9 protein-coding genes and 2 pseudogenes are annotated in these 10,530 nt (G+C 57.4%); 5 read left to right on the forward strand and 6 right to left on the reverse strand.

Annotation, left to right across the window (positions count from 1 at the left end; all coding sequences use genetic code 11):
* The first annotated feature begins 398 nt into the window (after positions 1-398).
* The 3 genes from EV674_RS15535 (at position 399) to EV674_RS17840 (ending at position 4,117) form a co-directional block, all read left to right on the forward strand.
* Positions 399-1,442, forward strand: a complete 1,044-nt coding sequence (locus tag EV674_RS15535) for an ABC transporter substrate-binding protein (protein WP_157983716.1) — start codon at positions 399-401, stop codon at positions 1,440-1,442.
* A 59-nt stretch (positions 1,443-1,501) separates the two neighbouring features.
* A complete protein-coding gene (locus tag EV674_RS15540; protein WP_119014449.1) occupies positions 1,502-2,860 on the forward strand; it encodes a DUF1329 domain-containing protein in 1,359 nt (452 codons plus the stop codon).
* Positions 2,861-3,790: 930 nt separating this feature from the next.
* The gene (locus EV674_RS17840; protein ID WP_241525013.1) at positions 3,791-4,117 is read left to right on the forward strand and encodes a hypothetical protein; all 327 of its coding nucleotides are present in this window, start codon (positions 3,791-3,793) and stop codon (positions 4,115-4,117) included.
* 200 nt (positions 4,118-4,317) lie between these two features.
* Here the strand turns inward: EV674_RS17840 and EV674_RS17460 are convergent, their stop codons facing one another.
* Positions 4,318-4,464, reverse strand: a complete 147-nt coding sequence (locus tag EV674_RS17460) for a hypothetical protein (protein WP_157983715.1) — start codon at positions 4,462-4,464, stop codon at positions 4,318-4,320.
* Between the two features lie 373 nt (positions 4,465-4,837).
* Between EV674_RS17460 and EV674_RS15555 the strand changes: the two genes are divergently transcribed.
* Positions 4,838-5,401: a hypothetical protein gene (locus EV674_RS15555; protein WP_132750477.1), complete on the forward strand. Its 564-nt coding sequence runs from the start codon at positions 4,838-4,840 to the stop codon at positions 5,399-5,401.
* Here the strand turns inward: EV674_RS15555 and EV674_RS15560 are convergent.
* A pseudogene (locus tag EV674_RS15560) lies at positions 5,383-5,589 on the reverse strand (transposase); the annotation flags it as partial. The gene EV674_RS15555 and the pseudogene EV674_RS15560 overlap by 19 nt on opposite strands.
* Positions 5,590-5,741: 152 nt before the next feature.
* Between EV674_RS15560 and EV674_RS17845 the strand changes: the two are divergent.
* Positions 5,742-6,199: pseudogene (locus EV674_RS17845) on the forward strand (IS30 family transposase); the annotation flags it as partial.
* 141 nt (positions 6,200-6,340) lie between these two features.
* Here EV674_RS17845 and EV674_RS15565 read toward each other — a convergent pair.
* From EV674_RS15565 to EV674_RS15580, 4 genes are all read right to left on the reverse strand, one after another.
* Positions 6,341-7,321, reverse strand: coding sequence for a hypothetical protein (locus tag EV674_RS15565; protein ID WP_132750478.1), 981 nt, complete (start codon positions 7,319-7,321; stop codon positions 6,341-6,343).
* A gap of 307 nt (positions 7,322-7,628) precedes the next feature.
* Complete coding sequence (locus EV674_RS15570; protein ID WP_157983713.1) at positions 7,629-8,561, reverse strand: ParB N-terminal domain-containing protein; 933 nt, start codon at positions 8,559-8,561, stop codon at positions 7,629-7,631.
* A gap of 41 nt (positions 8,562-8,602) precedes the next feature.
* The gene (locus EV674_RS15575) at positions 8,603-9,844 is read right to left on the reverse strand and encodes a ParA family protein (RefSeq protein WP_243647387.1); all 1,242 of its coding nucleotides are present in this window, start codon (positions 9,842-9,844) and stop codon (positions 8,603-8,605) included.
* A 99-nt stretch (positions 9,845-9,943) separates the two neighbouring features.
* Positions 9,944-10,530: tyrosine-type recombinase/integrase (locus EV674_RS15580; protein WP_132750479.1), on the reverse strand; the 587-nt coding region annotated here is incomplete at its 5' end.

Consider the following 10,530-nt stretch of genomic DNA (forward strand, 5'->3'; position numbering starts at 1 on the left):
AAGTGCGTGAGAGGGAGTGCCCGCAACCGCCTATTTTTACCCCGCCATGCACAGTTGCGCACCACAATCCTGTGCAGTGGCATCACCTCGACGGTGCACAGCGCGCTTCTGTTAGCGAATTGCACCGCCATGCTTTCCACCACCGCATCTTGGGAGCCCAGAGCGTGGAAGGTTAATCCATGTGGCCGTTTTCACCCTGGCAAGCTTAGCGTTCGTTTAAGCCCAAGTCTTCCAGCGCATCACCACTGTGATCCAGCATCTGCGCTGTGGGCACGGCTTGTCCTAAAAAGAATACGAAGGAGACCCGTACTATGCGGAATGTGAATAGTGGGTATTGGCGCCTGGCGGTGGCTTTGTCGGCAGGCCTGGTGTGGTGCTGTGTGGCGCGTGGCGCCGATATGATCGTCCTGGGCCAGTCGCTGAACATCGGACCCGATTCGGACGGCGGCGGATTGCGGGTCATGGCCGCGGCCAAGGGGTACATAGACGGCGTAAATGCAGCCGGAGGCGTGCAGGGGCGTCGGCTTGATTTGGTCACGCTAAACGACGATGGTGACCCGCGCAAGCACGAGCGCAATGTTCGCGAGCTGATCACGCAGCGTGGGGCGGTGGCCTTGCTCAATTGTCAGGGCGAGGCTTCTTGCCGGGCCTCCGCCGCAGTCACGGCAGTATTGAAAGTGCCCTTGGTTGGGCCGTTGAGCGGCGCCTCAGCCTTGGCGCGCAGCAATGCGCCCTGGCTGTTCCAGGTACGGGCCAGCAGCACGCGTGAGGTCGAGGCCCTGGCCCGGCAGTTCAAGGCCATCGCCTGCTTTCGGGTCGCCATCGTCACCGACGCGCCGGAAAGCGAATCGGTCGCAGCGCTCAAGAGCGCTATGGGCGGGCAGGGTATGACCGCCACCGTACTCGCCGTTCCTGTCGGCTTGCCGGGCGACAGCGCGCAGAAGCTGATCAAGGCCCTGGGCGGGGAGAGTTTTCATGGAGCCGTGCTTGCCTTGCAACTACCGACGGCTGAGGCCTTGGTGGATCTTCAATTGGGGGCACGGGAGGAATGGCCTCGCGTTATCGCTTCGCTGGCGAGTCCTCACCTCAACACGCTGATGGCTGGCTTCAAGGGCAGTCTCTTCGGCTTCACCGCGGTGGTGCCCAATCCGGAGGCGGGCAATCTGCGCCTGGTTCAGGAGTTCCAAAGAAACATGGACACCTACGGCGCGGGCCACGCGGTGACATTCGTAGGCATGGAGGCCTACATCAACACCAGGGTGCTGGTGGAGGCCTTGCGCCGCACGCCGCGTCTCACGACCGAGGCAGTGGCTGCCACGCTATCGCAGCTCAACGATCTGGATCTGGGCGGCTTCAGCGTGAGCTTCGCGCGACAGCGCAACCAGGGCTCCGACTGGGTGGACGTGGGGGTGCGATCGCGCTATGGGCAATTGATACGCTGAGTCGGCACCCTTCTATCACCCAATCGTCTTTCATCTTTTCGTTTGACTGGATCGTGACCATGCGCCGTATATTTTCGCTGGCACTGCTGGCCGTGCACCTCGCCGCCGCAGCAGGAGTCTCTCCTGAAGAGGCCCGCCAATTGGGTGGCAGCTTGACAGAGTTTGGAGCGGTGCGCGCCGGCAATGCCGACGGCAGCATCCCGCCCTATACCGGGGGGCTCCGAAGCGCGCCTGCCGCACACAGGCCGGGCAGCGGCTTTTGGGTCGATCCGTTCAAAGGTGAGAAACCGCTTTACCGCATTGACGCACGCAACATGGCGCAGTACGCCGATAAGCTCTCGGAAGGCCAGCGGCAGTTGCTGGCCCGATTCCCGGAGTACTACCTGGACGTTTACCCGAGCCACCGCACTGTAGCCTACCCCGACGCGGTCTTGGCTGCGACACGGCGTAACGCCACCAGTTGCCGCAGCCTGAAGGACGGCTTGGCGGTGGACGTGGCCTGCCGTGGCGGCATGCCGTTCCCGATTCCCAAGACGGGGCACGAGGTGATGTGGAACCAGCAGTTGCGCTACCAGGGCAGCAAGGACATGGTCACCATGTCTTCGCGATCCTGGGTGGTGGATGCCAACGGCCGGCCCATTAAGACAGCGGAACAGCAGACCTATCAGAATTTTCCTTACTACGAACTGGATCAGAAAGATCGTGATCCCACCATGGCCTGGCGGGTCTATTCCGTCACCAAGTCGCCGGCCCGCAGGGTAGGTGAAATGACAGGTTTGGCCGACTACCTGGATCCCAGCGCCAGGCCCCGGAAGGCGTGGACTTATACGCCGGGCCAGCGCCGGGTGAAGCTCGCGCCCGAATTTGCCTATGACACGCCGGTGGCAAGCATGGGCGGTGTCATCGTCTATGACGAATTGTTTGTTTTCTCCGGAATGATGGATCGCTTTGACTTCAAGCTGCTCGGCAAGAAGGAAATGCTCATTCCCTACAACGGCTACAAGGCGACCTACGACTGCCCCGTACCAGAAGTTGCGCTGATGGCCCGCCATGCCAACCCAGCATGCGAGCGTTGGGAGTTGCATCGGGTCTGGGTGGTGGATGCGGTCTTGCGCTCGGGCCAGCGTCATGCATATCCACGCCGGACGTATTACTTTGACGAGGATCTTTCCGGAGCTGGCATGTTCGATGCTTTCGACCAAGAGGGGCAGTTGGCGCGAGTCATGTTCAATACCACTACTCCCATGTACGACTTGGACATTCCCTGGTCTGTCAAGAACGTGGTGTACGACTTCAGCAGGGGCCTGTACGCGTACCTGAACGACGCCATGATTGGCGGCTTCAAGCAGATTGAGACTCCGCGCAGCGAGCGCGAGCTCAATCCTGAGGCGGTAGTTGGCCGCGAAACCGCACGTTAACTTACTGCTTGAAAAGGGCTGGGCGATACTGGGGCGAAACATCCGTGTCGGCGACGACGAGATCGCAGCCGGTGCATCGTCCATTCGACAGGCCGTTGCCCCGCGTCAAGAAACGGAGCTAGCTTTGTCTGTCTCGCCGAAGGGCTTGCCTCGTGATCGCGGCGCTGGCATCCGACGGCTCGTTGCTGGTCCCATGGAACGCAGGCTGGCAATGCGACCGGGTTGTGAGGCATTGCCCTTGGGCGTCTAGGTAGTTGATTCCGAAACCCTCCGGACTGCGACGCGATTTCGGCTGGCGCGTCGCGTGCCGTGGCGTCAGGATGCGTTCGTGGTGTGATTGCCTTGAAAGGAGGCATGCGGCTTGCAAGGGCAGGAACTCTCCGGCGAACCCCGGCCATCGTGGGACGTGTCTGTGGCGATGCTGCGCGCGGTGCTAGATGGGGCGGCCTATGACGCGATGGCGGCACTGCACGGGGTGTCGCGCACGGCCGTCGAGCGGCGCAGCAGAGCGGTGGGTGCGGCTTTCGTTCGCAGGCTGCGCCTGCACCGTGACGCGCTGCAGACCGCGCTGGACGGTCTGCAGCCCCCTGGCGCGGATCGGGCCATGGGCACGCCCATCCTGAGTGAGCCGGAGATCGCCGCTGGCGCCGTGCGGATCCGGGGCCGCAGCCAACACCTTCTGGGAGACCTCGCGCTGTGCTACATGCTGTTCGCGATCGGCGCGCGGCCATTGGAGATCGCGCGTCTGGAGGTGCGGGACTATCTGGACGCCGCAGGCAGCGTGCGCCGGGTCCCCGTGCTCCGCGAGGAGGCCGCTATCACCTCCTGGGCGCGGCCGCTGTACTTCCACAGCACGCGGCTGAACGAAGCCATGAACGCCTATCTCGCCGATCGTGTGCGGTGCGGGACTCGGTGTGGAAGGCCAGTACCGTGGCTTGGCGCCTGGCTCCTAGCAGCCGCCTGTTCCTGTCCGCCAGCGGCAAGGGCTTCGAGATCACGCCGTACGGAGAGGCCGGACAGCGCCGCTTCCGGTATCGCAGGATCCAAGAGACCTATTGCAAGCTGTTCCGCTATGCCGATTTTAAGCAGGTCACAGCGCTGACTGCACGACATGCGGTCGCCGACCGCCTCTATACCCGAGGTGCGGACGAGGCGCAGGTGGGGCTGCTGCTGGGAATCGCGGAGCGCAGCGCGGCGAGAGAGCCGTTTTCACGGCGACAGCAAACGATGGAAGAGCTGACACGCGAGCTGGTGTAGATAGGGAAGAACGATGAAGCCGATTCAATGTCGTGAACCAAAATTTTCTTTGTAGGGTCTTGTCTGATGGATGCCCGCCATGTATGAGTATTTTTTGATGCCCGTTGATGGAACGTCGGCGTCGGATGAGAACGTAAGCGTCGCGCTCGGATTGGCGGAGCGATTAGGCGCGAAGATCACCTTTCTTCACGCTCTCCTGATCAGGCCGCGACGTTGAGAGGCACCGTGCTTCCAGCGGCCTTGGCCAGCACATTGCAGCACGCGGCCTTCGGCGACTCCGATGCGGTGTTGTCGAAGGCGAAATCGAGCACGGTGGCACGTGGTGTTCGCTGCGAGAGTTCGGCCATGGTGTCGGGCCATCTCGCCGAAGCCGTTGGCACCGCCGTCAAGATCCATGGGTGCGACGTCATTGTGATGGCGCCGCAGCGGTGCCCTGGTGCCCAGGGATAGAGTCTCCAGTCCTGCGCGGAGCAAGTTCTTCGGGACTCGCCGGTGCCATTGCTTGTGACGGTCGTTACAGCCGGCAGGGTTCCCACTGCGCAGGATCGAGCTGTCTCCGCCATACTGAGCATGCGTCGTGCACTTGCCTCCAGCACGCTTGGGTTGCTCGCGCTGGTTGAGGAAGACAGCGCCGGGCAACAGAGCACGAATTGAGATGCGATCCGGATGTGCGTGCAGCATGTCCGGCGAGACCTCCTGCGAGCCAATGGAGAGCTTGAATTGCACAGGGTGCTGCGTAAGCGAAATCCCGAAATTGCCGAAATTTTGTCCTGCCTGGAGGAGCGGTGCAGCCGCGAGCGTGGACTGGCTGCGAAATTCATGGAGATCGTCGAGGAGGCATCTCTCGGGGACAAAACGGCGTCGGCACAGCTGCAATCGCTCGCGAGCGCAGTCCGCGAGGGCATGCGGAACGAAGATGAAGTGGAGCAGATCTTGTTGGTGGCTCGGCGGTATCTGCTGGACTCGGACTGGGATGAAATCGCAGGCCCCATCTGGCTGAACGACGATCTGGGACGCGCGGACTTGGAGGGTGGTGTGCAAGCGGCTGTCTCGCCGCGTGGTGAACTTTGTCCCCCGTTATCCGTAGATGCAGACCGGTTCGCCCGCAACCTTCCTCGTATGGGAGATGACCCTGCGCCGATCGCATTCTATGGAGCCTCTCGCTACTACCAGGAAGAGACCGTTGGCTGCCTGATGCGCCGCGTCACAGCGTCGATAGCGCGGAACGCCGACATACGCCTCCATCAGCTCGGACTGACCAGTAGTGCCTTGGCCACAAAGTGATGCAGTGCTTGGTGCCTTGCACTGGCATGAAGCGGATCCATCCGCGCGGCCATGGGCTCCACACTCTTACGCGATAGCGGCAGCATCAAACCTGTGCAGTAACCTTTGAGACCTGCGTGGCGATCTGCGTGTCCTAGCGCCCGCGACAAATGCGCCATGTACTGGTCAAACCGTTCACTCGCACTCATTGTCCCTCACAAGAAGAGTTGAGAAGGATTCATGATGCTACTTTTGTGACACAGTAAGTCTAACAAGGCCTGAGCCAACGGGCTATCGCCCGCCTGCTCGGGTACAGCCCCAGCGCCGCTAAGTCGCTCGCAACAGCAGCTTTTGCGGCTACGCCTCCGAGCCCGCCCAGGCGGCCTGTGTCTGTCGCCGCACTACCGCTTGGCTTCTGCCCAAACTTTGCAAGATGCCTGATGTGACGGCCCAATCGTTATTGGCGGCCTTCACGGCCAAGCTCAACCAGATTGCCGCGCCCATACGCCAGATCCTTACCTATGACCAGGGTCGGGAGATGGCATGTCGTCGTGAGCTGGCCCAGGCAACCAACATGCGGGTGTAGTTTTGCGATCTGCACAGCGCTTTGACAGCGCGGCAGATGTGAGAACACTAATGGCTTGTTGCGCCAGTTTTTTCCCAATCTGATCTGAGCGTGCATGACCAGGACGACCTGGATAGTGTTGCTGATTTGATGGACAACCGCCCCCTGCATACGCTCGATTGGCGCTCTCCGTACCCAGCGTTTCGTGAGTTCTCAGGGCTATCGACAAACAATATGAAGCTACCATTCATTGACTTTTAAGCGCCGGTGTTGCACTTATGCTTTGAAACAGCCCTGTAAATTTTTAAAAAAATACGGTTACGACTGTTCTCTTCAAAGAAGATTGTTAAGTGCAGATATAGAGCACTCAAATTTGAGAGGTGTTGTGCGTAAAGTTATCTACATTCCCCAAGAAGGAATTCCTTTTCCTTCCCGCGCAACCACCCTTTGAAAAGCAATTCCCCTGCCCTGCCCATGAGATTTTCTGTCTTGTCTTTCATCTCAAACCAAATTTTCCGCAAACGATCTAGATGATCGTTGTTCAGTGATTTAATCAATTCGGACTTTTGCCTGGACTGTTCGGCTATCTCTTGCGCTCTCCGTATTTCTGCTCGGCGTGACCGTTCCAGTTCCGATGCGAGTTTGGCTTCTTTTTCCATGTCTCTCTTCGCTATCTCCTTTTCTTGGCTGAAGTTCCGATACCCCTTGCAAGCAGCTTGCAGATAGGCATATAGCCTTCCTCCCCGCATCGAGGAAATTTTTTCCTTCACGCCTTCAATGACATCGGAGAGCCGCTGTCCCGAGGACTTTGCCAAGGCCATGAGTTTGAATACGGCAGAGCATTTGATCTCTCCTGTGCTCACCAGAAATTCTAATTCGGCAGGCAATTTGTTCGCGCCGATTCGGACTAGCCCCGTGTCCTCATAAGTGACTATTCCCTTTTCCGATACCTTTCTTGTGCGAATGGTAGGCTTTAGCTCGTGAGGTGCCGGGAGGTCAAACCGCAGTGCTCGAATTGCTTTTCCAGTCAGAGTTATTTCTGAGACTGAGCCCCGGAGCCCCTGGCGAGCCTTTTGGCTTCGCTCTATGATTCCCATGTCTTCCAGCATTTTTAGCTGGCGATTTAAGTTTTGGAGTGAAGATTGAGCTTCGTGTGCCAGTGTGGCCCGACTCGCGAAGATCGGCTTTTTGGGCTGATTTACGTCGATCTTTTTGATCAGACGCACAAGCGTAGGCCAAACGCAATAGGGGAGGGTGCGAAGAAAAGGGTCTTCGTCCAGCATCGTGATGGCGCGGGCGATCATGCTGGGATAGATAACTACGGATTCAAATTTTGATGTGCGGCCGCCATCATCTGCGGGGTTCACAGAAGTCATTTTTCTCTTTCGCGCGTTTTTTGACGCAAGAAATTTCTGAAAGACTTGACGCCCCATTTCTTTGGAACTACATTCACCCCATAACTCTCTTGAGGCTTACTTACCGACTGCAATCGGTTGTGGTTTCATGGAAACGGGATCATCAATATCCAAAAGGAAAGCCCGCCAAAGTTGGTAGCTTTGGCGGGTTTTTTTCTATGTCAGTTCACGATGTCTTCTTTTGCTTGGCGCTGTTTAAACGTTTAAATTGGTCTGCTATCGCTTGGTTTGGTTGGTCTTGCTCTTGGTATGTGCGCTGCAGGACTGTTTAAACGTTTAAATTCATTGCATGATCGGTCTGGCTTGCAGCATCTTCCTGTTCGGCTTTTGCATCATCTTGAGTTGGTGTGGCCACTGAGTTGAGTAGCGACACCAGTGCCTCCTCAAAAGCTTTTAGTTTTTCTGGTGCTACATGGATTGCAAGCTCAACGCGGCCATCAGGCCGTGTTTTTAGATGCCCGTTTTGGTACTTGATGGTTTTGTTCTTTGTTGGCTTGGAGCGTGGCGATGAGGTTGTCATTAAGTTCTTGGCTTGTGCGACAACCCAATGAGCTCCGTGGTCCTCTCTTATGTATTTGTCCATTAGGCGCAGGACTGATTCGATGCCAGATGCGTCGCATAGACGAAGAAGGTGGTAGGCCACGAGCGATCCAAACTTTTTTGGATGCTTGCGCATTTCGGAGAGAGCTTCTGCGGGGAGTTTGCTGTAAGCCTGAAAGAAGGTCATCGCCGACCGTGCGATCTTCGCCCTGTCAGCGATTTCGGATGGGGACTTTCCGTTCTCTATCATCTTGGCGAAAAAAAGTCCACGGTCAACGTCCGTATGCTCGGCTCGCCCTTCGTTGTTTTCCCATCCAAGCCAGGCCGAAGATTCCAGTGATAGGTCGCTGTGTATCTCGGCCAGCAACTGGTTAAGTGCTTGGTGTTCTAGGCAGGCCTGTACGCGAGTCCAGCCGTCCGCGATGATGAAGCGTCCAGGTTCCTTCGGATTCGGAATGACATGAATCGGGTCGCGTTGGCCTTGAGTTTTCAATTCTTCTGCACGGGTTTGGATCATTTCCTCCGTGTAGATTTCTCGCGGTGCAAGAGGGTTTGGATCGATCAGCTTTGGATCGATGAGTCGCAATTCTCGTCCGATAACTGCATTGCTGGATTCTTTGTCTGGGCTGGGGGGGGTCGGTGTGTTGCTGAATTTCAGCATAGGAACTCCAGGGCCAAAACCTTTGCCAATTGATCGTTGTTTCATTTCTTATTCCCGGTGCGTGCAATGATCCGGTTCTGGATGAACTCGGCAAAAACTTTATATTCCTTGGAGGCCTGCGATGTTGGCACTTGGAGTGTCAATGGCAGGTACTGATCCAGGCTTTTCGGAAACTGCTCACTGGCCGAAATAACGCACGGTGCCATCAAGTCGCGATAGGCAGTTAGTGTTTGCTGCATCCGGCTGATACGTGAGAACTGAGGGGCGTAATGCGTTGGCAGGATGATCAGTTCTGGTTTGAGCCTATATTCGGATTCGAGCGTGTTGATTTCGCCCATCAAGCGCGATAGCCCTTTAATCGAAAAGAGGTCCATTCGGATTGGCGCGATAACAATGTCTGCGGCGGCAATCGCTGCGCTCGAAAGAAAACTGACAGATGGCGGGCAATCAAAGATGATTGCGTCGTAATCGCTGGCATTGAAGCCATAGTTTCCTTCCAGGATGCGGCGGATATATAGCTCGCGCTGGCCAGAAGCCTTTGCCAAAGCCGTCTCGGCATCGCTCAGATAGGGGTCCGAAGGAATCAGGTGCGGACCTGCTTCGCCGAATGGCTTCTTGATGATAAGTTCTGCCGGTGGGTTTGTTGCGCCTTGGCGAGCGCCTGATTTCGAGAGGATGTAGGGAAGCAAAATCGATGCGAATGTATTCTCAACGATGGCTTCCGGCAAAAGGTCATACGACTCTGCCTCTTCCATGGTTAAGTCTGGCTCATAGCCCAGCATTTGCGTCGCATTCGCTTGGATATCCAGGTCCACTAGGAGTGTGCGTATGCCGCTGAGCTGGAGATTCACTGCCAGTTCAACGCTGGTTGTCGTTTTTCCAGTACCCCCCTTGATTACGTCTACGGTGATGACCGTAGGCCTGTGTGCCGGAAACTTTGTGTAACCCTGCGCGCGCCGCCAAGCAGCTATCTGGAAAATTTGGCTTGGATCGAACACTCGTACTTGGGGTGCTCCAGGTTTGAAGTCCGCTGCGCGTTTGATATGCACGCCAGCGTTGTCAGCATAGGCACGCATCGTGTTGCTTGAAACGCCAAGCAACGCACTTGCTCCGGCGAGCCGGTACAAAAAAGAGTCCGTTGGTGCAAAGGTAGAGCGAGGCATTTTCACAATGTCGAAGTTGACAATTGGCCGAAAGATAGCACAACACAAACCATGTGTCATGACATTGGTAGCTAATTTTATATATATGACAAAAAAGCTACCAGTGAATTTGGAATTCAATTTCAGGATGCTTTGGGCTGTCTATTTCATGCATCCGAAGGGCTAAATATTAATCTTGGGCCGATGGTGCAGGACAACGTGTTTACAGAGCATGCGGAGTCACACTCGCTGATGTTGGAGCCTGTGCTTTTGCGTCTGCGCATGCTGGCGATCCGGCTCCACATGCAGATATCGCTCGGTCGTCTGCACCGAGGCATGCCGCAGGTTGTCGCGCACCACCAAGAGTGGCACCCCTGCATCCAGCTGGTGCGTCGCCGCCGTATGCCGCAGCCAGTGTGTTGTTGCCGCCTGCAGCAGCCGGGCCTGCTCTGGATCTGGGCAGGCCTTGGCCGCTGATTCGAACAGCGTCGTCACAATCTGGTGCACCGCCTTGCTCGACACCGGCTGGCCCTTGCCGTACAAATCCATCAACAGGGGTTCGGGGTGCAGTGGATCGGGCCAGGCACTGCGCTCGGTGGAGGCTCGGTACGCGCGCAGCGCCTGTAGCGCATCTTCGGGAACCGGCACCGGCAAGCCCGTATGCCCCTTGCCACTGACCTGTAGCCACCACTGACCCCGGCGCTGCACCAAGTCGGCTGTACTCGCCTGCGCGATTTCGCTGCGCCGCAGCCCCGTCAGGTACAAAAACACCAACAAAAACCGTGTGCGCTGGTAATGCGCCACCTGCCGGGCCGTTTCACGCGGCC

It is taken from the genome of Simplicispira metamorpha (assembly GCF_004341365.1).
Taxonomy (GTDB): Bacteria; Pseudomonadota; Gammaproteobacteria; order Burkholderiales; family Burkholderiaceae_C; genus Simplicispira; species Simplicispira metamorpha.

What these genes read in the sequence shown, in the direction of transcription:
- EV674_RS15540 (WP_119014449.1), top strand. Translation starts at nt 1,502, where the DNA reads ATGCGCCGTATATTTTCGCTGGCACTGCTGGCCGTGCACCTCGCCGCC.
- EV674_RS15570 (WP_157983713.1), bottom strand. Translation starts at nt 8,561, where the DNA reads ATGCTGAAATTCAGCAACACACCGACCCCCCCCAGCCCAGACAAAGAA.
- EV674_RS15565 (WP_132750478.1), bottom strand. Translation starts at nt 7,321, where the DNA reads ATGACTTCTGTGAACCCCGCAGATGATGGCGGCCGCACATCAAAATTT.
- EV674_RS17460 (WP_157983715.1), bottom strand. Translation starts at nt 4,464, where the DNA reads ATGGCCGAACTCTCGCAGCGAACACCACGTGCCACCGTGCTCGATTTC.
- EV674_RS15535 (WP_157983716.1), top strand. Translation starts at nt 399, where the DNA reads ATGATCGTCCTGGGCCAGTCGCTGAACATCGGACCCGATTCGGACGGC.